This is a genomic window from Spirosoma rhododendri, from assembly GCF_012849055.1.
Taxonomy (GTDB): Bacteria; Bacteroidota; Bacteroidia; order Cytophagales; family Spirosomataceae; genus Spirosoma; species Spirosoma rhododendri.
Window position 1 is genome coordinate 1,772,243 of sequence record NZ_CP051677.1, and the last position, 25,455, is coordinate 1,797,697.

At 54.0% G+C, this 25,455-nt stretch carries 19 protein-coding genes and 3 pseudogenes; 12 read left to right on the plus strand and 10 right to left on the minus strand.

What is annotated here, in order from left to right; all coding sequences use genetic code 11:
* Positions 1 to 61: 61 nt before the first annotated feature.
* The 10 genes and pseudogenes from accB to HH216_RS07355 all read left to right on the plus strand — a co-directional run bounded on the left by accB (position 62) and on the right by HH216_RS07355 (position 13,823).
* A complete protein-coding gene (gene accB / locus HH216_RS07310; RefSeq protein WP_169550196.1) occupies positions 62 to 559 on the plus strand; it encodes an acetyl-CoA carboxylase biotin carboxyl carrier protein in 498 nt (165 codons plus the stop codon).
* A gap of 96 nt (positions 560 to 655) precedes the next feature.
* Positions 656 to 2,002 (plus strand): acetyl-CoA carboxylase biotin carboxylase subunit, encoded by a 1,347-nt coding sequence (gene accC, locus HH216_RS07315; protein ID WP_169550197.1) that lies wholly within the window; start codon positions 656 to 658, stop codon positions 2,000 to 2,002.
* Positions 2,003 to 2,135: 133 nt separating this feature from the next.
* Positions 2,136 to 3,772, plus strand: a pseudogene (locus HH216_RS07320) (sodium:solute symporter family transporter).
* Between the two features lie 94 nt (positions 3,773 to 3,866).
* On the plus strand, positions 3,867 to 4,721 hold the full coding sequence (locus HH216_RS07325) for an inositol oxygenase family protein (protein WP_169553295.1): 855 nt from the start codon (positions 3,867 to 3,869) through the stop codon (positions 4,719 to 4,721).
* A gap of 80 nt (positions 4,722 to 4,801) precedes the next feature.
* Entirely contained in the window at positions 4,802 to 6,184 is a 1,383-nt protein-coding gene (locus tag HH216_RS07330; protein WP_169550198.1) for a sodium:solute symporter family protein, read from the plus strand.
* 182 nt (positions 6,185 to 6,366) lie between these two features.
* Positions 6,367 to 7,539: a pyridoxal phosphate-dependent aminotransferase gene (locus HH216_RS07335; protein WP_169550199.1), complete on the plus strand. Its 1,173-nt coding sequence runs from the start codon at positions 6,367 to 6,369 to the stop codon at positions 7,537 to 7,539.
* Between the two features lie 64 nt (positions 7,540 to 7,603).
* The gene (locus HH216_RS07340; protein ID WP_169550200.1) at positions 7,604 to 9,175 is read left to right on the plus strand and encodes a flavin monoamine oxidase family protein; all 1,572 of its coding nucleotides are present in this window, start codon (positions 7,604 to 7,606) and stop codon (positions 9,173 to 9,175) included.
* A gap of 31 nt (positions 9,176 to 9,206) precedes the next feature.
* On the plus strand, positions 9,207 to 10,202 hold the full coding sequence (locus HH216_RS07345; protein ID WP_169550201.1) for a Hint domain-containing protein: 996 nt from the start codon (positions 9,207 to 9,209) through the stop codon (positions 10,200 to 10,202).
* A gap of 245 nt (positions 10,203 to 10,447) precedes the next feature.
* A complete protein-coding gene (locus tag HH216_RS07350) occupies positions 10,448 to 11,653 on the plus strand; it encodes an acetyl-CoA C-acetyltransferase (protein WP_169550202.1) in 1,206 nt (401 codons plus the stop codon).
* Between the two features lie 2 nt (positions 11,654 to 11,655).
* Positions 11,656 to 13,823: pseudogene (locus HH216_RS07355) on the plus strand (3-hydroxyacyl-CoA dehydrogenase NAD-binding domain-containing protein).
* Positions 13,824 to 13,929: 106 nt separating this feature from the next.
* On the opposite strand, the gene HH216_RS07360 reads toward HH216_RS07355, so the two are convergent.
* Entirely contained in the window at positions 13,930 to 14,862 is a 933-nt protein-coding gene (locus HH216_RS07360; protein WP_169550203.1) for an FKBP-type peptidyl-prolyl cis-trans isomerase, read from the minus strand.
* Between the two features lie 53 nt (positions 14,863 to 14,915).
* Complete coding sequence (locus HH216_RS07365) at positions 14,916 to 15,932, minus strand: DHH family phosphoesterase (RefSeq protein WP_169550204.1); 1,017 nt, start codon at positions 15,930 to 15,932, stop codon at positions 14,916 to 14,918.
* Between the two features lie 138 nt (positions 15,933 to 16,070).
* Here HH216_RS07365 and HH216_RS07370 point away from each other — a divergent pair, with 138 nt between their 5' ends.
* Positions 16,071 to 16,490, plus strand: coding sequence for a nucleoside-diphosphate kinase (locus tag HH216_RS07370; RefSeq protein ID WP_169550205.1), 420 nt, complete (start codon positions 16,071 to 16,073; stop codon positions 16,488 to 16,490).
* A gap of 334 nt (positions 16,491 to 16,824) precedes the next feature.
* Here the strand turns inward: HH216_RS07370 and nth are convergent, their stop codons facing one another.
* From nth to HH216_RS25745, 6 genes are all read right to left on the minus strand, one after another.
* Positions 16,825 to 17,460 carry an endonuclease III gene (gene nth / locus HH216_RS07375; RefSeq protein ID WP_169550206.1) on the minus strand — a complete coding sequence of 212 codons (636 nt, stop codon included), beginning with the start codon at positions 17,458 to 17,460 and terminating at the stop codon, positions 16,825 to 16,827.
* 60 nt (positions 17,461 to 17,520) lie between these two features.
* Positions 17,521 to 17,772 carry a hypothetical protein gene (locus tag HH216_RS07380; RefSeq protein ID WP_169550207.1) on the minus strand — a complete coding sequence of 84 codons (252 nt, stop codon included), beginning with the start codon at positions 17,770 to 17,772 and terminating at the stop codon, positions 17,521 to 17,523.
* A complete protein-coding gene (locus HH216_RS07385; RefSeq protein ID WP_169550208.1) occupies positions 17,747 to 18,346 on the minus strand; it encodes an RNA polymerase sigma factor in 600 nt (199 codons plus the stop codon). Before HH216_RS07385 ends, HH216_RS07380 begins: the two co-directional genes overlap by 26 nt.
* Before the next feature lie 374 nt (positions 18,347 to 18,720).
* Positions 18,721 to 19,299, minus strand: a complete 579-nt coding sequence (gene lpcA / locus HH216_RS07390) for a D-sedoheptulose 7-phosphate isomerase (RefSeq protein ID WP_169550209.1) — start codon at positions 19,297 to 19,299, stop codon at positions 18,721 to 18,723.
* Between the two features lie 83 nt (positions 19,300 to 19,382).
* On the minus strand, positions 19,383 to 20,789 hold the full coding sequence (locus HH216_RS07395) for a hypothetical protein (RefSeq protein ID WP_254448717.1): 1,407 nt from the start codon (positions 20,787 to 20,789) through the stop codon (positions 19,383 to 19,385).
* Positions 20,717 to 21,166 (minus strand): hypothetical protein, encoded by a 450-nt coding sequence (locus tag HH216_RS25745; RefSeq protein WP_254448718.1) that lies wholly within the window; start codon positions 21,164 to 21,166, stop codon positions 20,717 to 20,719. The genes HH216_RS07395 and HH216_RS25745 overlap by 73 nt, the downstream gene beginning before the upstream one ends.
* Before the next feature lie 137 nt (positions 21,167 to 21,303).
* Here HH216_RS25745 and upp point away from each other — a divergent pair.
* Positions 21,304 to 21,950: pseudogene (gene upp, locus HH216_RS07400) on the plus strand (uracil phosphoribosyltransferase).
* A gap of 56 nt (positions 21,951 to 22,006) precedes the next feature.
* Here upp and HH216_RS07405 read toward each other — a convergent pair.
* Together HH216_RS07405 and HH216_RS07410 are read right to left on the minus strand one after the other, a co-directional pair.
* Positions 22,007 to 22,639: a LolA family protein gene (locus tag HH216_RS07405; RefSeq protein ID WP_169550210.1), complete on the minus strand. Its 633-nt coding sequence runs from the start codon at positions 22,637 to 22,639 to the stop codon at positions 22,007 to 22,009.
* 118 nt (positions 22,640 to 22,757) lie between these two features.
* The gene (locus tag HH216_RS07410) at positions 22,758 to 25,319 is read right to left on the minus strand and encodes an FtsK/SpoIIIE family DNA translocase (RefSeq protein WP_169550211.1); all 2,562 of its coding nucleotides are present in this window, start codon (positions 25,317 to 25,319) and stop codon (positions 22,758 to 22,760) included.
* Positions 25,320 to 25,455: the final 136 nt, after the last annotated feature.

Consider the following 25,455-nt stretch of genomic DNA (forward strand, 5'->3'; position numbering starts at 1 on the left):
ACACACACTGTCCAACTGCCGCCTGTTAACGTTTGACGATTCACTTTCCTGACAAAAACGCATGAGTACACAGGATATTCAACAACTTATCGACTTCATCTCTCAGTCGGGTCTCGACGAGGTAAACATTGAAACGAGCGATCTGAAGATCAACGTCAAACGCTATGGTGCGGGTGCTCCTGCTGCCCCAGCGGCTCCGGCCCCGACGATGGCTTCGCTCCCAACCGCTCCGGCACCTGTCGCTGCTCCGGCTGCCGCCCCCACGGCCGTTGCTCAGCCAGCCGCGCCTGTCGCTGCTGCACCGGCTGCCAATGCCGACTACATCACGATCAAGTCGCCGATGATCGGTACATTCTACCGGTCGTCAAGCCCCGACACGCCGATGTTCGTTGAAGTCGGTGATACGATCAGCGAGGGTAAAGTGGTGTGTATCGTTGAGGCCATGAAGTTGTTCAACGAAATCGAATCAGAGGTGTCGGGCCGTATTGTGAAGATACTGGTTGAGAATGCCACGCCGGTCGAATACGATCAGCCCCTGTTCCTGGTTGAACCGATCTAAAATAAAGAGCGAAAGAGTGAAAGAGTGAAAGAGTGGTTCCATGCAGGATACTCTTTCGCTCTTTCATTCTTTCGCTCTTTCACTCTTTAAACTGCCATGTTCAAGAAAATTCTGATCGCCAACCGGGGTGAGATCGCACTGCGGATCATCCGTACCTGTCGGGAGATGGGTATCAAAACGGTAGCTGTATATTCGACCGCCGACCGCGATAGTCTGCACGTACGTTTCGCCGATGAGGCCGTATGTATCGGGCCTCCGGTCAGCAAACAATCGTACCTGAGCATTCCGAGCATCATTTCGGCGGCTGAAGTGACGGGCGCGGATGCTATTCACCCCGGCTACGGCTTTCTGTCGGAAAATGCCGAATTCTCCCAAATCTGCGCCGACTACGGCATCAAGTTCATCGGTGCAACGGCCGAGCAGATCAACGGCATGGGCGACAAGGCAACAGCCAAGGCGACCATGAAGATGGCTGGTGTACCGGTCATTCCCGGTTCCGATGGCCTGCTGGAGTCGATTGAGCAGGGTAAGGAGCTGTCGGCTGAAATGGGCTATCCGGTCATCGTCAAGGCAACGGCTGGTGGTGGTGGTCGCGGGATGCGGATCATCCGCTCAGAAGCCGATTTCGAGAAAGCGTGGAACGATGCCCGGACCGAAGCCGGTGCCGCCTTTGGCAACGATGGTCTGTACCTAGAGAAGTTCGTTGAAGAACCCCGCCACATCGAGATTCAGATCGTTGGTGACCAGTACGGTAAAGTGTGCCACCTGTCGGAGCGCGACTGCTCAATTCAGCGTCGGCACCAAAAACTGGTCGAGGAAACGCCATCGCCGATCATTACGCCCGAACTGCGCGAGCAGATGGGTGCTGCGGCTATCAAAGGTGCGCAGGCTATCGGCTACGAAGGTGCCGGTACGGTCGAGTTTCTGGTCGACAAACACGGGAAGTTCTATTTCATGGAAATGAACACCCGGATTCAGGTCGAGCACCCGATTACGGAAGAGGTAACGGACTTTGACCTGATTAAAGAGCAAATCAAAGTAGCGGCTGGCGCGGAGATTTCGGGCCGAAACTATACACCGAAGCTGTACGCTATGGAATGCCGTATCAACGCCGAAGACCCCGGTAATGGCTTCCGTCCGTCGCCGGGTAAGATCACGGTGCTGCATATGCCCGGTGGTCATGGCGTGCGCGTCGACAGCCACGTGTACACCGGCTACACCATTCCACCGAACTACGACTCGATGATCGCCAAGCTGATCGTGTCGGGGCAGTCGCGGGAGGAAGTAGTGACGCGGATGAAGCGGGCCTTGCAGGAGTTCGTGATCGAAGGCATCAAAACCACGATTCCGTTCCACATCAAGCTCATGGACGATCCCGGTTTTCAGTCAGGACAGTTCACAACCGCTTTCCTCGAGACGTTCGATTTCTCGACACTAAAGTGAAAGAGTGAAAGACTGAAAGAGCGAAAGAGTGATCGTCTGCGTCAGCAACCATTCGCTCTTTCAGTCTTTCACTCTTTGAATGCGGTAAAAAAGGTGGGGTTTGGTGCTTTGGCATCCAAACCCCACCTTTTTTATGAATCACCTTGCCACGGCCGATTACCTTGTCTTTCTGACTTACTTCGTTATCGTCGTCGGCTATGGCTATTGGGTGTATCAGCGTCGGCGCAAGGCGGAAACGAACACTACCGACTTCTTTCTGGCCGAAGGATCGCTGACGTGGTGGGCTATCGGCGCGTCGCTGATTGCGTCGAACATATCAGCGGAGCATTTTATCGGCATGGCCGGGTCGGGCTTCGCGATGGGACTAGCCATCTCGTCGTATGAGTGGATCGCAGCCGGTACGCTGGTTATAGTAGCCGCGTTTTTCATTCCGATCTACCTGCGAAACCACATCTACACCATGCCACAGTTTCTGGCCCAGCGGTACAGCGACACGGTCAGCACGATTCTGGCCGTTTTCTGGCTAGTGGTCTACGTGGTGGTCAACCTTACATCGATTCTATTTCTGGGGGCAATGGCCATCGAGTCGCTGGCCGGTATTTCGTTCACTACTTGCACCGTCGGGCTGGCCCTGTTTGCCATTTTTATCACGCTGGGCGGCATGAAGGTGATTGGCTACACCGACGTCATTCAGGTGATCGTGCTGGTCATCGGCGGGCTGGTAGTAACGTATCTGGCTCTCGAACTGGTCGCTGATCGGAGTGGTACGGCGGGGGTGATGAACGGGCTGGCGCAGCTGCGCGACCGTGCCGATAGTCACTTCCACATGTACTTCGAGAAAGGACATCCGCACTACCTCGAATTGCCGGGACTGTCGTTGGTGCTGGGGGAATGTGGATCAACAACCTGTACTATTGGGGCTGTAATCAATACATCGTGCAGCGGGCGTTAGGGGCTGATTTGAAAACGGCCCGGAGCGGTATTCTCTTTGCCGCCTTTCTGAAGTTAATGATTCCGATCATCGCTGTTATTCCCGGCATTGCCGCGTTTGTGCTGTATCAGGAAGGGTCGTTCCGGGCAGCTATGACCGATGTGTCGGGTGTTGTCAAGCCCGACCATGCGTACCCGGTGCTGATGAATCTGTTGCCGATCGGTATGAAAGGGCTGGCCTTTGCCGCACTGACGGCCGCCGTAGTCGCGTCGCTGGCGGGGAAGGCCAACTCCATTTCGACCATTTTTACGCTCGACCTGTACCGGAAATATGTAGAGCCGCAGGCGTCGGAGCAAAAGCTGGTGCGCGTCGGGCGGTGGGCGGTCGTGCTGTCATTTGTGGTGGCAATTGCGCTGGCACCCCTGCTGCGTTCACTCGATCAGGTATACCAGTATATTCAGGAATATACCAACTTCATCACGCCCGGCATTTTCGCTATTTTCCTACTGGGCTTTTTCTGGAAACGGGCGACCAACCGGGCCGCGCTGACGGTGGCTGTCCTGACGCTCCCCCTGTCGCTACTGCTAAAATTCTGGCCGGAAGTTACTGGCTTACTGGGTGACGCGGCCGACCCGATTCCGTTCCTCCATCGGACTATGTGGGTGTTCTGCATCGATATTGCCCTGATGGTCGTTGTCACGCTGACCGACCCGGCAAGTCACCGACCGCATGGTACGGTTACTGTTGAACGGTCATTGTTCCGCGTAACGCCCTCCTTCGTGGTCGGCTCGGTCGGTATTTTTGGGGCGCTGGCAGTGCTGTACACCCTGTTCTGGTAGACAGTCAGAACAGGATCGTGGTGTTGCGCGTTTTGGTGTAACTCGCTGATATTGAAAAATTTCATACATTTACCTGTTAACTATTCCTGCAATGATGATCGATCAGAATGCTCCTCTTGCCAGCCTTGAGCTATGGGAAGACGACGTAATTAGCCGCTATCCCGAACCGGATCACAAGGCGAAAGAAGATTACCGGAACTACGACACGCCCGAGCGCGATACCGTGCGGGAATTCTACCGGCTCAACCACACGTATCAGACCTACGATTTCGTGCAGGAGAAGAAAGCAAACTTCCTGGCGTTCGATAAGAAAGAGCTGCCAGTCTGGAGCGCGATGGAGTTTCTGAACACACTCGTCGATGATTCGGACCCTGATACCGACCTCGATCAGTTGCAACACCTGCTGCAAACTGCCGAAGCTATCCGCGCCGACGGCCACCCCGACTGGTTTGTCTTGACGGGCTTCCTGCATGACATGGGAAAAGTGCTATGTCTGTTCGGTGAGCCGCAGTGGGCCGTCGTGGGCGACACATTCCCGGTGGGCTGTAAGCATTCCGACAAGATCGTTTACCCCGAATTTTTCGCGGCAAACCCCGATTCGTACGACGAGCGGTACAACACGAAGTACGGCGTCTACAAACCAAACTGCGGGTTGAAAAACGTCGATATGTCGTGGGGGCACGATGAGTACCTGTACCACATCACGAAGGATTACCTGCCGGAGCCTGCGCTGTACATGATCCGGTACCACTCGTTCTATTCGCAGCACCGCGAGCATGCCTATAACCACCTGCTCGACGATCACGATCACGAGATGTTCAAGTGGGTGAACAAGTTCAACCCGTACGACCTGTACTCGAAGAGTCCGAAGCCGCCAGTTGTCAGCGAATTGAAGCCCTACTACGAAGACCTGATCGCTAAATACCTGCCCGCGACGATCCGGTTGTAAGTTTATTTTCAACACAGAGGCACAGAGAGCACAGAGTTTATTTCTTTGTGGTCTCTGTGCCTCTGTGTTGATAAGAACCTATGCTCGTTGCCTGCATCATCCTGTACTTACTCTCGAACGTAGCGGTGGGCGTGTGGGCGTCGCGTCGGGTTACGACCTCGCAGGATTTTGTACTGGCGGGTCGGCGGTTACCGCTGGTGCTGGCAGCGTCGGTTACGTTCGCGACCTGGTTCGGGTCCGAAACGATCATGGGTGCCCCCGCTATGTTTGTCGAGGGGGGCGTTCCGGCTATTATCGAAGAGCCGTTTGGCTCGGCACTATGCCTGTTTCTGGTGGGGGCTTTCTTCGCCCGGCCGCTTTATCGGCTTCGCATTACTACCTTCTGTGATTATTTCCGCATCCGCTTTGGTCGCCCGGCCGAACTGCTGTCGGCCATTCTGATTATCCCGTCGTACTTTAGCTGGATAGCCGCCCAACTGGTTGCCATTGGCATCGTACTCAACGTCGTGACTGGTTTTCCACGCGAGTACTGTGTGCTGGGCAGCGCGGCCGTCGTGATGGCCTACACGTTGCTGGGTGGCATGTGGTCGATCTCGATTACCGATTTCTTTCATAACCTCATTATTATCGTTGCGCTGGCGGTGCTGGCTTTTGGCCTTTGGCAGGACACGGGCGGCTGGTCGGTGATGCAAAAGCAGGTGTCGCCCGACTTTTTCCGCTTCCTGCCCCACAACACCGTCCGCGACTGGGTCGCTTATCTGGCGGCCTGGTTTACGATTGGGCTGGGGTCGATACCGCAGCAGGATATTTTTCAGCGGGTAATGGCGGCTAAAACGGAAGACACCTCTGTTCGGGCGTCGTATCTGGCGTCGGGGCTCTATCTGACGGTGGCGATGCTGCCGCTGTTCATCGCCCTTGCTGCCCGCACGCTTCACCCCGACTTACCGGCCGATAATCAGCTCATCATTCCGAACATGGTGATGCGACACGGAAGCCTACCGCTACAGATTCTGTTTTTTGGAGCCGTCACCTCGGCGATTTTGAGCGTGTCGAGTGGGGCGATACTGGCACCCGCAACCGTGTTCGGGGAAAACATTGTCCGGTATTTTCGCCCAAACTTAAGCGACGCTGATTTGCTGAAAACGATTCGCTGGGCTATCGTCGTCATCACGGTAATCTGCGTCTGGATGAGCACCACCCGCGATACTAACATCTTCGATCTGGTAGGCGAATCGTCGGCATTCAGTCTGGTGTCATTGTTCGTACCGCTAACGGCAGGTATCTACTGGAAGCGGGCAACGCTGGCGGGTTGCCTGTGGTCGATGGGGCTGGGGCTGATTGCCTGGCTACTCTGTTTGTGGCTCGAAACCGACTATTCGCCGATGATGTGGGGGCTGCTGGTTAGTACCGTCGCCATGGTTATCGGAAGCTTGGCAAGCCGGAAATCGGTTGCACTATCGTAGTGTATGTGATTGTATTAATATTTGGTCATTTGGTTGATATGCCAAATAAAGTTTGTACTTTATTGATCGGGAGCATTATGTTATGCCTAAAGAATTGTACTTTCACGTAGTAACGCTGGCTTACAGTGTATTACGGGAAATAAGTAAATTCAATCTATAAATACGCCAAAATTTAGCCAATCATGTCTTCACAACTGACTCGTAGAGACTGGCTTCGTGCCAGCGGTTTGCTAACGGCAGGAGTAGGGTTGAGTTGCTTTTCAGTCGCGAAAACCAATTCCTTGCCCGCTCCTCTTGCTCCGGAATTCGTCAATGAGTTTGCCTTTACGGATGATCCATTTTCGAAGATGAACAAGTTGAAGGCGCGTCTATTGGCGAACGAAAACCCGCTGGGGATTTCGCCCGCTGCCAAAGAAGCGCTCTGCAAAGCTGCTGAGTCAGGCAACCGCTACGCCTGGACGGAGTTTGGGCAGTTGAAGAAGCTGATTGCCGATGATGAACTGGTGACGCCCGAAACCATTATGCTGTCGCCCGGCTCGTCGGATATTCTGATGGCCTCGGCTGATTATTTTGCCAAAAACGGCGGTACGATCCTGACGAGCGCTATGACCTACGACGACCTGCTCGACCGGTCGGCGAAGTTCGGTGCCAAGATCGTATCGGTACCAATGACGAAAGACTACAAGTTCGATCTGGCAACGATCAAGTCGAAGATTACGCCCGACGTTAAGCTGGTCTATCTGGTCAATCCCAACAACCCGACTGGTACCGTGGTGCCAACGGCCGAACTGGAATCGTTTATCCGCGAAGTCGCGCCCAAAGTGCCGGTTTTCCTCGACGAAGCATACATCGACTTCTACGAACCTGCCGCCCGCCCCAAACTAGGTAAGCTGGTCGCCGAAGGGCAGAACGTGATTCTGGCCCGGACGTTCTCGAAGATTCACGGTTTCGCTGGGTTACGCCTGGGTTATGCCATCGCTAAGCCTGAGCTATTGAAAGCCATCAAGCCATATACCAACGGCGAGTTTGCGGTGAGTATCACCACGTTGATGGCCGGTATCGCCAGCTATCAGGATAAAGATTGGCAGAACCATTGCCGCGCCGAAAACGCCAAAGCCCGCGACTACACCAGCAAAGCACTGGCTGATATGGGTTACGAGGTGATTCCGTCGTCGGCCAACTTTATCCTGTTCCCGATTCGAATGAAGACCAAAACGTTCAGCAACGCCATGTTTGCCAATGGTATCGGTATTCAAACTCGCGACTTCGACGGACAACCCTACTGCCGCGTTAGCATCGGCACGATGGACGAAATGACGGCGTTTATCGACAGTTTCAAAAAAGTTGTGGGGTAAATCAGCTGGGTGCGGTCCTGCGAAGGCCACCGTACCCGGTTGATGTAATCACCTTCCTCTCTCTATGACCCGACGCGATTTTATCAATTCTACGAGTGCCAGTTATGCGAGTTTACTAGCCTGGGGTTTGTTGCAGTCGGCCCCGGCTGATGCTATCGATTTGCCCGCCAATGGTAAGCGTACCGACGGCAAAGGGCGCAAAGTTGTGATACTGGGGGCTGGCTTAGCGGGTATGGCAACGGCGTATCAGCTCGGCAAACTCGGCTACGACTGCACCATACTGGAAGCCCGTTCCCGCTCCGGTGGCCGCGTCTGGACGGTGCGGGGCGGTACGAAAGAAACAGAAATGGGGGGCACACCGCAAGCCTGCTCGTTTGAAAACGGCCTGTATTTCAACGGGGGAGCCGCCCGGATTCCGCACCACCATCAGCTTACGTTGCAATACTGCCGGGAGCTTGGGGTGCCACTGGAAATTTTCAACGGCAACAACGAAGCGGCTTATCTCTTCAACGACGGCGGAACGGGCCCGATGGCCAACCGGCGGGTGCGGATCAAAGAGTACCACAACGACATGCGCGGCTACACGGCCGAATTACTCGCCAAGTCGCTCGATCAGCACGCGCTCGATCAGGAATTGACGAAGGAAGATGTCGAGAAACTAATCGACTTTCTAAAAAACGAGGGCGATCTGAACACGGCGCACCTCTACAAAGGCACTAACCGGCGCGGCTACAAAACCAAAGGCGAACCCGGTGCTGGCCCCGCCCCCGGCGACATGACCGACCCGTTCGACCTAACCGATTTGCTGCGTTCGGGCTTCATGCAACCCGTCTTTTACAACGTCGGCGATTATATCTACGAACAACAAACGACCCTGATGCAGCCGGTCGGTGGAATGGATGCCATTCCACGGGCGCTGGAAAAGCAACTGTCAGGAAAAATCATGTTCAACGCGCCCGTCACGGAGTTGCGCAAGACAGATAACGGTGTGCGGGTTGTGTACCAGAAAGACGGTAAACCGCAGGAGGTCACGGGTGAGTTCTGCGTCTGTACGCTGCCGTTGCCCATGCTCAAAAATCTGGAGTCGGACCTGTCGGGAACGGTGAAGCGGGCCGCTGACTTTGTGCCGTACATCAAGACCGGCAAGATCGGTCTGCAATTCAAACGCCGGTTCTGGGAGGAAGACGACTGGATTTACGGCGGTATCTCGCGGACCAACATGGACATCAACCAGATCTGGTACCCCTCATTCGGCTTTCAGGGAAAGAAGGGCGTGCTGATCGGCTATTACAACTTCTACGGCCGCGCTGAAGCTGTCGGGGCTATGCCGGTCGCCGAACGCGAGAAGATGGCACTGGAGCAGGGTGGCAAAATCCATCCCCAGTACCCGGCCGAATTTGATAATTCGTTCTCATTGGCCTGGCACCGTGTACCGTATAGCGGGGGCGGCTGGGCAACCTACGACGATGCGACCCGCCGGAAATACTACCAGGCGCTCACCGAACCCGACGGAAATATCTACTTTGCCGGTGAGCACACCACGTACCTGACCGCCTGGATGGCCGGGGCGCTGACATCGGCTCACCGGGCAGTCGAAGCTATTCATTCGCGCGTTGGCGCATACACCCGAAAATAACGGTCATCTTACATACAGCATCACTAACCTTATGAAATACAACGTTCTCGCTATCCTTCTTTTTCTTGGTTGCGCTATCACGACGCAGTTTTTCAGTCAGCGCGTTCAGGCGCAAACCACCGCATCGGCTGGTATGACGGCTGACCAGGCCAAAGCGGTCAAGGCTATCAAAATTGCCAATCTGGATAAAGACACCTATTTCAAATCAGGCGGGTATATTCTCGATCGCTACGAAGAGCGCCCGGCTTACGTGTTTACCTACAGTGACGGGATTACGCGCAAAATCTACCTCTACAAGATTTTTGCTGCTTCCGACACGAAAGAGCTGGGCCTGCTGGCGATCTACCAGAATGGCAAAACCAACGAAACGAAGTCGTTCGTTATCCCCGGCGAATCGGCCGACCGCAAAGCGTGGGATCTGTACATCGACGATCTGAAATACGTGGGCGAAAAAGAGCCGGGCCTGATGTCGACGCTGACGTTCGTGCTGTCGCGCGAGATGGCGTCGCTGCTGAGTGGTGGCGGTGCCAAGAGCGAAGACGGCGGCAAGAAGAAGGAAGAGTACAATTTCTGCTTCGCGGCCAACGCGCCTGTGTTGCTGCCCAACGGCTCGGCCAAATCAATCGACGCCGTACAGGTAGGCGAACCGATCATGGCGTATGACGCAAAAACGAATGCACAGATCGTAACCCGCGTAACCCGCGTCGACAAACACGACGGGCAATTTGCGCTGACGGGCGTATGGCTGTCGCCCCTGAGCGAACTGTCGGCCGATAACACGATCACACCAACGGCCCCTGTGCTGCTCGAAGCCACTGTCAATCACCCTGTCCTGACCGCGTCGGGCCGGAAACCAATGGGCGACCTGACCGCTGCTGACGTCCTATACCGACTGGAGAATGGCAAAGCGATTCCGTACCGCGTCGTCAAAACCGAAAAAACGACCCGCACCGTATCGACTGTCTATAATTTAGCTACTGAAGCTGGTGCCTACGTTGTCGGTGAAACGGTGGTATTGGATAAGTGAGTTTAAGGTTCAACGTCTAATGTTTAAGGTTGTCTCTCCACTACGAGTGGCCTTCAACTTTAAACCTTGAACAACAAACATTAAACCCCAAAACAAAGAACGACCGGGCTTTACCGCCCGGTCGTTCTTTGTTTTGACCAATTTCATACCTGTTTAGCGCAAATTAATTTTAGCTTTCGAGGTTTGCCTGTACTTTTGTCGAATTGAAAAACCGTATGCTTGCATACTGATTTTTGTAATTCAGCATGGCAGACGCATTCATTTATGACGCCGTTCGTACCCCGCGCGGCCGGGGAAAAAGCGATGGTTCGCTCCACGACGTTCAGCCGGTTCAACTGCTGACTCATGTCCTGCGCCACCTGCGCGACCGCAACCAACTCGATACCGCGCTGGTCGATGATGTGATTATGGGTTGTGTAACGCCCATTGGCGAACAGGGGGGCGACATTGCCCGGACGGCCGCACTGGAAGCGGGGTATGCCGAAACGGTGGCCGGGGTGCAACTCAATCGCTTCTGTTCGTCGGGGCTGGAAGCGATCAACATGGCCGGGGCCTACGTCATGTCGGGGCAGGTCGATGCGATTGTTGCGGGTGGGGTAGAGGCTATGTCGCGGGTGCCGATGGGTGCCGACGGTGGGGCCTTGTTCACCAACCCCGAAATCGTGGCCCGGCACAACATCGTGCCGCAGGGCATCTCCGCCGACCTGATTGCCACCAAGCATGGCTACAGCCGGAACGACGTCGACAGCTACGCGGCTGAGTCGTACCGCCGGGCTGTTGAGGCACAGGCCGCCGACCGGTTTAGTCGGACGCTTGTGCCCTACCGTGACGACCTGGGCATCACGCTGCTCGACCGTGACGAGGGGGTACGGCCCGGTACGACGGTGGAAAGCCTGAGCAAGCTAAAACCGGCATTCGAAGCGATGGGTCAGATGGGACTCGACGCACTGGCACTACTCAAATACCCTGATCAGTCGCGCATCAACCACGTTCACCACGCAGGAAACTCATCGCAGATTGTCGACGGCGCGGCTGGCGTACTCATCGGGAGCCGGGCGTTTGGCGAAAAAACCGGCCTGAAACCCCGCGCCCGTATCAAAGCCTTCGCTATCGTTGGTTCCGAACCGACAATCATGCTGACCGGCCCGGTTCCGGCGACGCGCAAGGCGCTGAAACGAGCTGGTATGGACGTCGGCGACATTGACCTGTTTGAGGTCAACGAAGCATTTGCGGCCATACCAATGGTGTTTATGGACGAGCTGGGCGTTGACCATAGCCTTATCAACATCAACGGCGGGTCGATTGCGCTGGGGCATCCGCTGGGGGCTACCGGTGCCATCATCTCAGCCACGCTCATCGACGAACTCGAACGCACCGACAAGCAGTTTGGCCTATCCACGCTTTGCATCGGCGGGGGAATGGGCATCGCTACCATTTTTGAACGGGTATAATCATGATACACTACACAGTTGATAAGGGCGTGGCAACCATCGCCTGGGAAATGACGTCGTCGCCGATGAACGTTCTCAACGACGAGTCAATTCCGCAGTTCGAAGCCGCCCTGAAGCAAGCCTACGCCGATGATGCCGTGACCGGTATCATCGTCACGTCCAACAAGCCGGAGTTTATAGCTGGGGCTGACCTGAAGATGATTCTGCGCAACAGCGACAAAGACCCGACCGAGATGCTGGCCGTGTCGACGGAGTTGAACCGAATTTTTCGCAGTATCGAAACGTCGGGTAAGCCGACCGTCGCGGCTATCAACGGCACTGCGCTGGGTGGTGGCTACGAAGTTTGCCTGGCCTGTCATCACCGCATTGCCCTCAACAACGGAACGTCCGCCCGGCCAAAGACCCTGATCGGGCTGGTCGAGGTCACGATTGGCCTGTTGCCGGGCGGGGGTGGTACGCAGCGTCTCCCGCGTATGCTGGGTACGCAGGCGGCTCTGCCGCTTATGCTGGAAGGGCGGAAAGTCGGCGTGGCCGAAGCCTTACAGATCGGTATGGTCGATGCCGTTGCCGACAGCCCGGACGCGATGATGGAGATGGCCCGTGCCTGGATAGCCGCTAACCCAAACCCGCTGAAACCGTGGGATCAGATTGACAAAAAGACCGGTAAAATCGTCGCAAAGGACAATTTTAAGGTGCCGGGGGCAACGTGCAGACGCCCGTTGGGGTGCAGACGTTCAGCGCGGGTACGGCGATGCTGATGGACAAAACCAAAGGCAACTACCCGGCACCGCTCGAAATTATGGCCTGCGTCTACGAAGGCTTGCAGGTCAATATCGACCGCGCTTTGATGATCGAAGCGCGGCACTTTGTCAAAGTCGCTACCTCGAAAGTTGCCCGTAGCCTGATTCAGACGATGTTTCTGGGGATGAACGAAGCCAATAAAGGCGCGAGTCGGCCGAAGGATCAGCCGAAGACGGACGTCAAGAAACTGGGTGTGCTGGGTGCGGGTATGATGGGTGCCGGTATCGCTTACGTGTCAGCGCAGGCGGGAATCGAGGTCGTGTTGAAAGACGTATCGGCGGAAGCGGCCGAACGCGGAAAAGACTACGCCCGGAACCTGTTGCAAAAAGGCGTAGAGCGCGGTAAAGTCGACGCAGCAATGGCGGAAGCAACGCTCAATCGCATCAGCACCACAACCAACGCGGCTGACTTGCAGGGCTGCGACCTGATTATTGAAGCTGTCTTCGAAAACCGCGAACTGAAAGCGCAGGTGACGCAGGAAGCTGAACCCATGCTGGCCCAAACGGGCGTGTTCGCGTCCAATACGTCGACACTGCCGATCAGCGGGTTGGCGAATGCATCAGCAAAGCCGGAGAACTTTATCGGCATTCACTTCTTCTCGCCCGTCGACAAGATGATGCTGGTCGAAATCATCGTCGGGAAGCAAACGTCGGATTATGCATTGGCTGTGGCGATGGATTATGTGCGAAAGATTCGCAAAACGCCCATTGTCGTAAACGATTCGCGTGGGTTTTACACGTCGCGTTGCTTCGGTACGTACTCGGCGGAAGGCATGGAACTGCTGCGCGATGGCGTCAACCCTGTGCTGATCGAAAATGCGGGAAAAGACGCCGGTATGCCCGTCGGGCCGCTGGCAGTAACGGATGAAGTGTCCATCGAACTGGTTTACAAAATCGCTAGTCAGGGCGTAGCGGACGGTGCCATCGGCGACGATGATACGAGTTATCAGGTAGCAAAACAGTTTGTCGAACAGGGGCGGGCGGGAAAGAAAGCCAAAGCTGGTTTCTACGACTATCCCGAAAGCGGCCCAAAGCAGCTTTGGTCTGGCTTGAACGATCTGTTCCCGTTGGCTGAGCAACAACCATCGGTCGACGAAGTAAAAACGCGGCTGCTGTACCGACAGGCCATCGAAGCGGTTCGCTGCTTCGAGGAAGGCGTTGTCCGTACCAAACTCGACGCTGATCTGGGGTCGATTCTGGGCTGGGGCTTCCCGGCTTACACCGGCGGTGCGCTGTCATTCATCGACTTCGTAGGCGTCGAAACGTTCGTTCAAACCTGCGACCGACTGGCCGATCAATACGGCGACCGGTTCCGCCCAACTGAAGCCCTGCGCAAACGAGCCGTTGAACCGGTGGCTATCGCAGAATAAATGATGATCGTCGCGGGTGATGCCCGGGATGACAAAGCAAAAGAGGACAGCCAACCGGCTGTCCTCTTTTGCTTTTATAGACGTCAAACGTTGGAGATACAATGTATTACTGACCTGGCTGCTGTTGCTGCGGCATCTGCGGAGGTGCCATCTGACCTGGCTTACCTTTCTGAACGTCGAGCAGATCGATGTCGAAAATCAGTACCGAATTAGCTGGAATCGTTGGGTTGCCGCGTGGTCCGTATGCCAGTCCCGACGGGATAATCAGCGTAGCTTTCTCGCCTTTGTGCATCTTCATGATACCTTCTTCCCAACCGGGAATCACCATGCCAACGCCCACTTTGAGCTGGAATGGCTTGCCGCCCGCCTGTGGGTTAGTCAGGTTGCTGTCGAACACCTTGCCGTTCATCAGCTTGCCCGTGTAGTTGACCGAAATATCGTCGCCGGCCATCGGAGCCGCGCCAGTGCCGGGCTGTGTCGTTACTACATACACGCCATTGGCCGTCTTTTGTGCTTTGCCGGTCAGGTTGTTCTTCGCCAGATAGTCGCTGATAACTTTCGCATCGACACCTTTCTGCTTATCGAAATCGGCCGCCTGTGCTTTCTTGTATTCGTCTTCCGATTGCACGTTCAGGATCTTGACCGCAATACCGATGTCACTACCCTTGGTAACACCCGGAGGCATTGGCTGCATGTTCCGCGTGAACAGCGAGTCAGCGCTAACGTAAAATGTGGCACTGTCGCCTTTACCCAGCATGGTCAGGCCTTCTTCAAAGCTGCCTTTGAACGGAGGAACCTGAAGCAGCATCTGAAACGGCGCACCTTCTTTGTGCGTGTCGCGCAGCACGGAATCTTTGCTGTTCATCAGCGTCAGGTGCAGCGTCAGTACGTCGCCAACTTTGCCTTTCCGGCTCTTTTCGTCCGCCTGTTCGTGAATCTGGTATTTCAAGCCACTCTGAGTGACTTCAACGCGGTTTTTGCCACATGACGCCATCACGGCGACGAGTAATGCGGCTTTCCCGAAGTGTTTAAATGACATAACTGGTTTACTGGTTTTACAAAAAGAACGGTTTATAAATAGCCCTGCACTTGTCAGACGGTAGCCAGTAGCTGCGACTGATACTGGGGCAGGATAGCCAGTATCCGCTGTTCGGTTTCAGCGAGTGTTAATTTGGAACGACCACCGGCAGCGTTCCGGTGTCCGCCCCCGTTAAAATGTGCGTTCGCCAGATCGCGAACCGAAAAATCACCCACCGACCGGAATGAGATTCGGATTTCTTCACCCCGATCAATCAGGATAGCGGCCGCAACTACTCCCTCGACTGCCAGTGCGTAGTTGACCATGCCTTCCGTATCGCCCGTTTTCGAGCGGTACGCCTTCAGTTCATCTTCTGTCAGCGTGATATAGGCAAAGCGGAACTCTGGCAACACGTTAAGCTTCTCGTTCAACACATGCCCAAGCAGCCGAAACTTATCAATAGATACGTTATCAAAAATTCGCCGGTGAATCGTGCTGACGTCAATACCAATATCGATCAGCGCGCCCGCGATACGGTGTACATTCCCGGTTGTATTAGAATGGCGGAACGAGCCAGTATCCGTCATCAGACCGGCGTAGATGCACTCGGCGATCGCAACGTCGATCAGGATCTGATCGCCCAGATCGCTGATTAACTGAAAGATCAGTTCAGCCGTAGCAGCTGCCGCTGGGTTCCAGAGCGCCAGATCTGCAAAGGATTCCGGTTCCAGATGGTGGTCGATGAGCACTTTCGTTGCCCGCGCCTGCCGCACCATTGGAGCTAGCTCTTTAATACGGTCGAGAGCAGAAAAGTCGAGACAGAAAATGACAGTTGCTTCGCTCATCAGCTGCGAAACAGCGACTCGTTGCTTTTCGTCGAAGGCGACTACAGTGTCGTTTCCTGCCATCCAGTGCAGATTTTGCGGGTAATCGGTGGGTGTGACGACGGTTACCCGATGGCCTTTTTTTCGTAGGTACCCGGCTAGTGCCAACGACGAGCCCATAGCGTCGGCATCGGGATTCTGGTGGGTAGTAATCAGCACGGTTTGCGGTTCGATGATCAACCGGCCAATTGCGTCAATGTCCTGCATAAAAGAAGGGCTGGCGCCCTAATCGAAAGTCAAAAGTACGAATATTTTGGATACCAGTGGGTTTGGGCGACCGGCTGCTTTCTTGCGGAATCTCTCTACCTTTGCGCCCAAATTAAATTTGGATAATCAAACCTAGTAATGGCAACGAATCGCACGTTCACCATGATCAAGCCCGACGCTGTCGAGGGAGGTCATACCGGTGCAATTATACGCATGATCGAGGAAGCTGGCTTCCGCGTCGTCGCAATTAAGAAAACCCAGCTGACACCCGAACGGGCTGGCCAATTTTACGCCGTTCACCGCGAGCGGCCTTTCTACAACGATCTCCGTACGTATATGTCGTCGGGTGCTATTGTGCCAATGATTCTGGAGAAAGAGAATGCGGTTGCCGATTTCCGCAAGCTGATTGGGGCTACCAATCCTGCGCAGGCGGAAGAAGGTACGATTCGCAAACTATACGCAAAGTCGCTGGAAGCCAACGCTATTCACGGTTCGGACTCTGATGAGAACGCTGAGATCGAAAGCAATTTCTTCTTCTCTGCCACCGAGCAATACTAACCATTGATTGTCCTGAACTGTGATTTTTGTGATTACGCTGATGGGCTATGATTTCTTTTCTGAATCTGGCCAATCAATTAATCAGGTGAATCACGGTTCATATTGTCTAAACTGTGATTCACCTGATTACGCTGATGGACTGTGATTTCTTGTTCATGAATCAGTGAAATCAATTAATCAGGTGAATTAAAGTTCAGACAGTCTTGAACCGCCGGGCGGCCCCGTGTGATTCATCTGATTGCTCTGATAGACTATGATTACTTTTTTTGAATCAGCGAAATCAAAGCAATCAAACGAATCACACGGGGCCGCCCGGCGGTTCAAGACACACAGTTCAAGACTGAGGGTATTTACAGAAGTCCAGCAGCGGGCAAATGCTGCATTTGGGCGACCGGGCCAGACAGATGTACCGGCCGTGCAGAATCAGCCAGTGGTGCGCCTTGGGAACGTGTACCTTTGGAATATACGCCATCAGTGACTTCTCAACGGCCAGGGGCGTCGTGGCTGTGAGTGGGGCCAGACCCAGTCGGTGCGATACCCGAAAAACGTGCGTATCGACGGCCATTGTCGGCTCGTTATAAACCACCGACAGAATTACGTGCGCCGTCTTACGACCCACTCCCGGCAGACTCTGCAAGTCGGCTAGTGTCGTCGGAATTTCTCCTCCAAATCGTTCCATGATAGCTTTCGCCATCCCGACCAGGTGTTTCGCCTTGTTGTTGGGATACGATACGCTGCGGATGTACGAGAACACCTCATCAACCGACGCAGCCGCCAGCGATTCAGGCTCTGCAAAGCGGGCAAACAGCGCTGGTGTAATCTGATTGATTCGCTTGTCGGTACACTGCGCTGATAAAATGACAGCCGTCAGCAACTCAAACGGATTAGAAAAATTCAGTTCGGTTTGGGGCTCGGGATAGTGTTCGGTGAAATATTCGATAAACCGGCGAAACCGCTCTTTTTTAAGCATAACAATAAGCACCCGGACGTTGCCACCCGGGTGAGTAAAAGCCAAAAATCCACCAGACCACTACGCGTTACGTAGTTGCGCCGGTGGATTTAACGGATGATTTCGAGAATAGGCAAGAATATTGTCGACCGCGCTGGGGCGAGGCTGCCGTTCGATCTTGTTCATCATCGACCGCAATTCAAGCGCATCGAGGAAGAACGTTGTCAGTTCCGGCTCCGACATTAGGGCTTCTTCTATGAGCAGGCTTTCCTCGGGCGAGGTCTCCTCATAGACATACCGGATCACATCATCTTGGGTAAATGTTTTTATCATAACTCGGCGAACGTTTGCTTAATTGTTTACGCAAATTGATCAACGCGTAACGCATACGTCCCAATGCCGTGTTAATGCTGACTCCGGTTGCATCGGCGATCTCCTGGAAACTCATTTCCTCGTAGTGCCGCATAATTAGAACCTGCCGCTGCTGCTCTGGCAATCGCTGAATCAGCTCGCGCAGATGCTCGTGTGTCTCCTGCCGTATCTGCATCGACTCAACCGAGTCTTCTGCAAACTCAAGCGTATTGAACACGCTGCTCCCGTCTTCAAACACTACACTGGGGTAGCGTTTATCTTTGCGGAAATAGTCAATAGCCAAGTTGTGGGCGATCCGAATAATCCAGGGGAGAAACTTGCCTTCTTCGTTGTATTTACCCGACTTGATGGTGTCTACGGCCTTGATGAACGTATCCTGCATTAAGTCTTCAGCTACGTACTGATCTTTGACAATCAGATAAATAGTTGTGTAAATCTTCGATTTGTGCCGTTGCACAAGCTTAGCGAAGGCCTTTTCGTTACCACGGATATACAGGGAAATCAACTCACTGTCGTTTACCTGGGCTTTTTCCATTTTCAGTAAGACTATTAAGTAACGTAGAGCCGTGTTTCGATAGTGTGCGTCGGGTTTATGTTTTTGAAATTACTGACAGGCAGGAATCAAAATAAAGTGATTATTTTCTCATTTCCAAATGGATAAATCAAATAATCTGCCAAAAGTAGGGAAATGGCTATTTAAATCGGAAAAAATTCATTTCGCCAAATAAGCCCCGTTTCAATGTCGAATTAAGGCTTATTCGGTGATTATATTGACTATAGCCAAGAAATATTTGTATAGACACTAGCAGGAATGCAATAGTTTAACAGGGAGTAGAATTTTTATTATACCAAGAATGTAACTGATTGGATACATTTCGGGTAGCAAGAGAAATTTAATCCGATTTTATACTAGGCCAGATTCAAGCGCTTTTCGATGAGCAGAATAAACAGGTGAATCACTTTTATGTGAATTTCCTGAATGCGGTCGGCATAGCCAAAGTGCGGCACCCGGATCTCGACATCGGCCTGACCTGCCAGCTTGCCGCCGTCTTTACCAGTCAACAGAACTATCTGCATACCCCGCTGCCGGGCGGCTTCTACGGCCCGGATTATGTTAGCAGAATTGCCGCTCGTGCTGAGGCCCAGTAACACGTCGCCTTCGTTGCCCAGCCCCTCGATAAAGCGCGAGAAGACGTGATCGTAACCGAAATCGTTACTGACGCAGGAAAGGTGACTGACATCGGAGATGGCAATAGCGGCCAGGGCCCGGCGATTGTCGCGGTAGCGGCCCGACAGCTCTTCAGCGAAGTGCATCGCGTCGCAGTGGGAGCCGCCGTTGCCGCAGGAGATGATTTTATGACCGCTGCCGATGGCGTTGGCCATAAGCTGAGCTGCCCGATCGATAGCGGTCAGATTGGCTGGGTCGGCTAAGAAAGCGTCCAGTACGGTCTGCGCTTCGGTCAGTTCGCTACGAATAAGATCAAGCATTGTTGGATTCTGAAATGTGGGCACAAAGTTGCCGGATTACCGTTCGTGGCACAACGGCGGACTTTTATGCGTTTGTAAAATGGCTAGAACATCAGGCTGCGATACGGCACGTTCCAGCGCAGGGCGATGCTGGCGGTACGGTCAGTGTAGCTGTTGGGGCGGTACTGGCTATCCTGAAAACGATACAGCAGCCGACCTTCCAGAAAGACGTTGTGTTTGATCATATACGACGCCCGCAGGTCGGCATAGGTAGCGATGGTTTTACGGCCCTGTCCAATGAAGTTATCATATTTTCGAAAGGCAGTCTCGTAGTCAAGCAAGATGTTACCGCCGTAGTTTCGACTTGGTGGATCAGTGCCATACATCATCACGCTGAACGTACCAGTGCCTGACAGGCGCTTGTTCTGATAGCGTACGATGCCAATCCCCTCTGCAAAGTTTGCCCCCAGCGGATGGGCCATTGGCTGGCTGTAGTGTACGTAATTGGCCTGACTGGCTGCAACGCCCTGGTCAGGTATTGCTTTGTGCGAATAGGTGTACGGGCGTGCCAGATTCATCTCAACCTGTAGGTCCAGATTGGGTACGTTCAGCACATCAATGTACTTACCGCCAAGTTGAAAGGCGAACTTATTTGTGTAGCTACCATTACCTGCAATGATGTCCTTCAATATGAACTCATCCAGCATGAACTGCGTGTAGAACAGGAAATGCGTTGCCAGGTTGGCCTTGAAATCAAGCCCGATCATAGCGTTGTCAGTGCTACCCCGATATGACTCGACAAAGCGGTAAAAGATTACAGGATTCAGGTAATTAAGCTCTAAACGGTCGCGACTGAACACCTCCGCTTCAAACACGCCCAGATTGAACTTGGGCGATATATTGATGCTCAAGTGGTGCATTGCCGCATATTTACTCGGGTTCAATACGTTACCGCTTGGAAGGTCCTGGGTGTTTTGAAGTTCAGTAAACAGGTTAGTGTACTGAATATTTTTACCGAGCCTTGTAGTTAGCTTCAGGAATAAGTAAGGAGGGGCGTTGTCGGAGAGTAGTAACGACCGGAAACCGTTACCAATGAAGTTACGGTCGTGCCCAAACTGTAGGTTGATGATTTTGGCAATGTTGAAAGTGAAATAGCCTCTGGCTGTTAGAAAATCAGTGCCACGTGTGCCGAAGCTTTTCGTAAAGCTTTCTCCTGGTGCGTATCCCCCTTGTCCACTTCGTTGGTATAGTCGCGACTGATCGTTGATGTAATACGGGTAGATAGCCTGGTTATCAGCAAAGTAGGAGTAGAACCCGATCTTTTTAGCGATGCTGCCACGGATCTCCAGTCCCCGGGTGTTGATGAATGTTTGTTGTGTGAGCGTAGCTGCATTGTCGGGCAACCCGGCAACGTTATCGACACCAATACCGAAATTGACTACCGGGCTGACGTGCAGATCGAAATCGGGTGATTGCAGGTTATAGAAATCAGCTTTTTTCTTGTAAAACACGCCGAACAGCGGTCGCCGACTGTCGCCGGGGGCGGGGGAGCTTGTAGCCGACGAGTGGCCACTGCCCGGCGAGCTGAGTCGCTAATTGGGTCTTTCACCCATTCCCAGCTATCGTCGCGCAGGTAGTTGAGGTTGAAATAGTCGGTATCCGAGAAGTCGGCAGCGGGGTGGGCCAGCAGGCTATCGGTTAGCTGCACCACGCTCTGCCGGTTGTATGGCTTCGTGGTCGAGTGGAAACCTTCCGCCCAGTGCCCCTGCCGGATTTCGTACCGATCGATAAGGTGGTAGTAATCAGCGTTGAGCGGTACGAAGGGGCTTTGCGCGAAGGTCGGCAGTGAAAGAAGAACGAGCCCAAACAGGTAGAGAGATGTACGCATAAACAGTCGTTAACCTTGTAAACCAATTGGAGTTGTCAATGGGTTGAAAAGGGTACTGTGGAAGGTGTCAAATTAAATGATTGGTTTGGATATACGCCAACTGGGGGCTAATTTACACCGAATCAGATACGCCTACTATGTTTGTTTTTGCACAGCAACCCTCGCTGGCTAATCAATTCGTTGCTGAACTCCGCGACGTTACGCTTCAAAAAGATCGGCTACGGTTTCGGCGGAATCTGGAGCGGCTGGGTGAACTGATGGCTTACGAAATATCAAAAGAGATGCCACACCATACCGTCGACGTAAAAACGCCCCTTGGTACGGCGTCGACGGAGCTGTTGCGGCAACAGCCGGTGCTGGCAACGATTCTGCGAGCGGGTTTGCCATTTCATCAGGGCTTCGCTAATTACTTCGACGGTGCAGAAAATGCTTTTGCCGGTGCATATCGGGGTATAGTGCTGGCGATGAAGAGAATTTCGAGATCGCAATGGATTACATCGTGGCGCCCGACCTGAGCGGTAAGACACTGATTCTGTGCGATCCGATGCTGGCGACTGGTAGATCGCTGGAGAAGGTATACCACGCGCTGCTACGCTACGGTATACCGGCCCAAACGCACATTGCCGCTGTATTGGCCAGCTCTGAAGGTGTCCGGCATGTACAACGACAACTACCTCAGTGCCGCCTGTGGCTGGGTGCGATCGACGACCACCTCAACGACCACTTCTACATCGTTCCCGGCCTCGGCGACGCCGGCGATCTGGCGTTTGGTCAAAAAGTTTAACGTTTAATGTTTAAGGTTCAAGGTTCCTCCGGTGCGTAAAACCTTGAACATTAAACTCACCGCAGGTCCACTACTTCTACGCCGGGATATTTCGACTTGTCGAAGGTGAAGAGGGCGTCGGGGGCGGGGACGTTGGGCGTAAACTTCGTGATCGTATACGTCGTGCGTTTGCCGCTTTTGTCTGTAATCGTCCAGTTCTGAATCAGTTTGTCGGCTTTGTTGACCGACAGACGTACGGCAGAAATCGTGTTCTTGGCCGTCGTGGGCTTTAGTTCGATTACATCGAGTGTACGGCCGCCCTGCTTCTGTTCGCTCACGTAGCGGTACGTATACCCCTTCTGGTAGACGTTGTAAATCTGGGCCGGATTCAGTTCGCCGGCCGAACCACTCTCATAGTCCTGCACGTTTATTTCTTTCGCTTCTTTCGAATAGGAATACATCGTCTTGCCGTCAGTGAATACATCCTGCCCGTCCAGTTTCAGCCTGAATTTGTTGCCACTGACCGTAATGTCGCCTTTCGCGCTGGCCCCGCTGCTGGCATAGGTGAACGCAGCCTGATATGATTTCAGCGCTTTATACTTCTGGCTCATGGCGTCGAGAATGGCCTGCGCCTTTGGGTCTTTCTGAGCAGACGCCGGGTTGTTGAGCAATATTATTAGGCTGAAAAAGCTAATGATTGATCGGATCATGGTTGAGTTGATTGAAAAACGGGGTAAAACAAAAATTCCAGCCCCGTCAGGAAGCTGGAATCCTGTACTCATGTGTTAGACGTAAAAAGCCGTTCACTGTTTAATTGATGTACGCTTACTACTCACCTTTCAGGCGCTTGAGCATTTCCTCGAGCGCTTGCAGATCCAGAACCAGTACGTCGCGGGCTTTGCTGCCCTCAAACGGCCCAACGATTCGGGCGGCTTCCAGTTGATCGATCAGGCGTCCGGCGCGGTTGTAACCCAGCTTGAGCTTGCGCTGAATCAGCGATGTACTACCCTGCTGGTGAATGACAATCAGTCGGGCGGCTTCGTCGAACATCGGGTCGCGGTTGTCGAGGTCGACATCTTTCTCTTCGCCTTGTCCACCGTCGTCACCAACGAACTCCGGCAACGCGTAGGCATCGTCATAGCCACGCTGATTGCCCACAAATTCGCAAAGGCCTTCGATCTCGTCGGTGTCTACGAATGGGCATTGCAGGCGGATAATGTCGGAGTTTGACGATAACAGCATGTCGCCCATGCCCACCAGCTGTTCGGCCCCGCCCGTATCGAGAATGGTGCGGGAGTCGATCTTGGAGGTTACTTTGAACGACAGCCGCGCCGGGAAGTTGGCTTTGATCAGACCCGTAATAACGTTGACCGACGGCCGCTGCGTAGCCACGACGAGGTGAATACCGATAGCGCGCGCCAGCTGAGCCAACCGGGCAATAGGCTGCTCGACTTCTTTACCCGCCGTCATCATCAGGTCGGCCAGCTCGTCGATAATCAACACAATGTACGGCAGGTAGCGGTGCCCTTTTTCGGGGTTCAGCTTCCGGCGCGTAAACTTGACGTTGTATTCTTTCAGATTGCGGCAGCCCGCTTCTTTCAGCAGGTTGTACCGGTTGTCCATCTCGATACAAAGCGAGTTTAGCGTGTTGACGACCTTCTTCGTGTCGGTGATGATCGGCTCGTCGGAGTCGGGCAGTTTGGCCAGGAAGTGTCGCTCCAGCTTATTGAACAGGGTTAGTTCTACCTTTTTCGGATCGACCAGTACCAGTTTTAGCTGCGAGGGGTGCTTTTTGTAGATAAGCGATGTCAGCAACACGTTCAACCCCACCGACTTACCCTGCCCCGTTGCTCCGGCCATGAGCAGGTGAGGCATCTTGGCAAGGTCAGCCACGTAGATTTCGTTGGAGATCGTCTTGCCCAGCACAACCGGCAACTCGAACTTACTGCTACTGAAAATGTCGCTGGTAATGACCGAGCGCATCGATACCATCTCCCGGTTTTTGTTGGGCACCTCAATACCGATCGTACCCATGCCTGGCATTGGCGCAATGATCCGAATGCCCAGCGCGGCCAGATTCAGCGCGATATCGTCTTCCAGGCTCTTGATTTTGGAGATACGAACTCCTTCGGCCGGCACAATTTCGTACAGCGTGACGGTTGGTCCGATGGATGCCTGAATCGAATCGATGCGAATGCCGAAGTTGCGCAGCGTGTTCTCAATCCGTTCTTTGTTCGCCGTCAACTCATCCGCCGATACCTGCGCCCGCGGGTTGTTCTGGTACTCGGTCAGCAGCTCGTTGGTTGGGTACTGATACTGGGGTAAATCCAGCGTTGAATCGTACAGGCCATGCTGCGCAACGAGGTCGTCTTCCTCAAACGGGTCGGGCTCGTACGTCGGTGCCGGAGTGGCGCTCAACTCCGTCGGTTCGGTGGGCGTAACGGGTTCGACATGGCTTTTCACCGTCAGCGGAACCCCCGTCGTCGGCAGGCTCTCCGTGGTCTGAACCGGCTGAACAACTACCGGGTCAGAAGCGGGAGCGGGAGTTGCCACCGGCTCATCGTCGTCGTCCTCTTCGTCGATAAATGGTTCTGGCTGTGCGTAGAAAGGTTTGGTAGCAGCCACGGGTTGGTCGGTTGTTTCGGTGCCCGTATCGCTATCCGCGTCGGTATCGCTCGCTGCGCTGGATCGACGGGAGAAAAAATCGGTTGAAAAGCTGGGTAATTGAATCGTTCGGATGTCGATGAAGTACACCAGAAACAGAAACAAGCCGAACCCGATAAACGCCAGACTTCCCCAGCCAAACAGACTGTACAGTGCCGAGTTGAATTCGTAGCCAATGCCCCCGCTCCAGACGCTGGCTGTTTCGGCAGAGTTCGTCACCAGTACAAAATAACCGATAACCAGACTGCTCCATAGCGCGGTGAATAGCAAACCGATTGTGGCCCGGCGCAGGGGAAACGGTTCGGCACCGGTAGCCAGCTTTAGCCCCGCCAGCAGCAGCACAATTGGCAGCGCCAGTGCCCCAACGCCAAACCAGCGAAACACAAACACGTGGGCTATATACGCACCCATCAGACCGGCCCAGTTACGGGTCTCAGCACCCGATTCGGCCAGTGGTTCCGACAGGGCCGACCCAACGACGCTTTGGTCGGCGGGGCCAGTAGTCAGATACGAGACAAAGGCGATAAGCAGGCCCACGGCTACCAGCATCAGCAGAACACCCGTCAGCAAAATTGACCGTGGATCGTTGAGCCGCCGGCTGATCGACGCGCCGATATTGAACGCCGGCCGGGGGCTGGCGGGCCGGGTCGGACGCGACTGGCGGGCGGTACCGTTGGTGGGGGAAGGTCTTGGATTTACAGGTCGTGACGTTGTTGGCTGTGCCATAAGTTGAGATAAGGCTGTAGGCGGCAGTGGTAAATTTTCCAAAATTTACCAAAATCCGGTATGAAAACGTGGGAGCAACGAAAAGAAAGGCCGCCGATGCGATTGTTCGCTTATACGGTCAGGGAGAGGCCCACAA

Bases quoted from the DNA above. Each gene is read 5' to 3' on its own strand.
- lpcA (WP_169550209.1), bottom strand. From the start codon at position 19,299: ATGCTTGATCTTATTCGTAGCGAACTGACCGAAGCGCAGACCGTACTG.
- HH216_RS07350 (WP_169550202.1), top strand. From the start codon at position 10,448: ATGGCAGACGCATTCATTTATGACGCCGTTCGTACCCCGCGCGGCCGG.
- HH216_RS07365 (WP_169550204.1), bottom strand. From the start codon at position 15,932: ATGCAGGACATTGACGCAATTGGCCGGTTGATCATCGAACCGCAAACC.
- HH216_RS07345 (WP_169550201.1), top strand. From the start codon at position 9,207: ATGAAATACAACGTTCTCGCTATCCTTCTTTTTCTTGGTTGCGCTATC.
- HH216_RS07335 (WP_169550199.1), top strand. From the start codon at position 6,367: ATGTCTTCACAACTGACTCGTAGAGACTGGCTTCGTGCCAGCGGTTTG.
- HH216_RS07325 (WP_169553295.1), top strand. From the start codon at position 3,867: ATGATCGATCAGAATGCTCCTCTTGCCAGCCTTGAGCTATGGGAAGAC.
- HH216_RS07370 (WP_169550205.1), top strand. From the start codon at position 16,071: ATGGCAACGAATCGCACGTTCACCATGATCAAGCCCGACGCTGTCGAG.
- accC (WP_169550197.1), top strand. From the start codon at position 656: ATGTTCAAGAAAATTCTGATCGCCAACCGGGGTGAGATCGCACTGCGG.
- nth (WP_169550206.1), bottom strand. From the start codon at position 17,460: ATGCTTAAAAAAGAGCGGTTTCGCCGGTTTATCGAATATTTCACCGAA.
- HH216_RS07385 (WP_169550208.1), bottom strand. From the start codon at position 18,346: ATGGAAAAAGCCCAGGTAAACGACAGTGAGTTGATTTCCCTGTATATC.
- HH216_RS25745 (WP_254448718.1), bottom strand. From the start codon at position 21,166: ATGCGTACATCTCTCTACCTGTTTGGGCTCGTTCTTCTTTCACTGCCG.
- HH216_RS07410 (WP_169550211.1), bottom strand. From the start codon at position 25,319: ATGGCACAGCCAACAACGTCACGACCTGTAAATCCAAGACCTTCCCCC.
- HH216_RS07360 (WP_169550203.1), bottom strand. From the start codon at position 14,862: ATGTCATTTAAACACTTCGGGAAAGCCGCATTACTCGTCGCCGTGATG.
- HH216_RS07380 (WP_169550207.1), bottom strand. From the start codon at position 17,772: ATGATAAAAACATTTACCCAAGATGATGTGATCCGGTATGTCTATGAG.
- accB (WP_169550196.1), top strand. From the start codon at position 62: ATGAGTACACAGGATATTCAACAACTTATCGACTTCATCTCTCAGTCG.
- HH216_RS07405 (WP_169550210.1), bottom strand. From the start codon at position 22,639: ATGATCCGATCAATCATTAGCTTTTTCAGCCTAATAATATTGCTCAAC.
- HH216_RS07330 (WP_169550198.1), top strand. From the start codon at position 4,802: ATGCTCGTTGCCTGCATCATCCTGTACTTACTCTCGAACGTAGCGGTG.
- HH216_RS07340 (WP_169550200.1), top strand. From the start codon at position 7,604: ATGACCCGACGCGATTTTATCAATTCTACGAGTGCCAGTTATGCGAGT.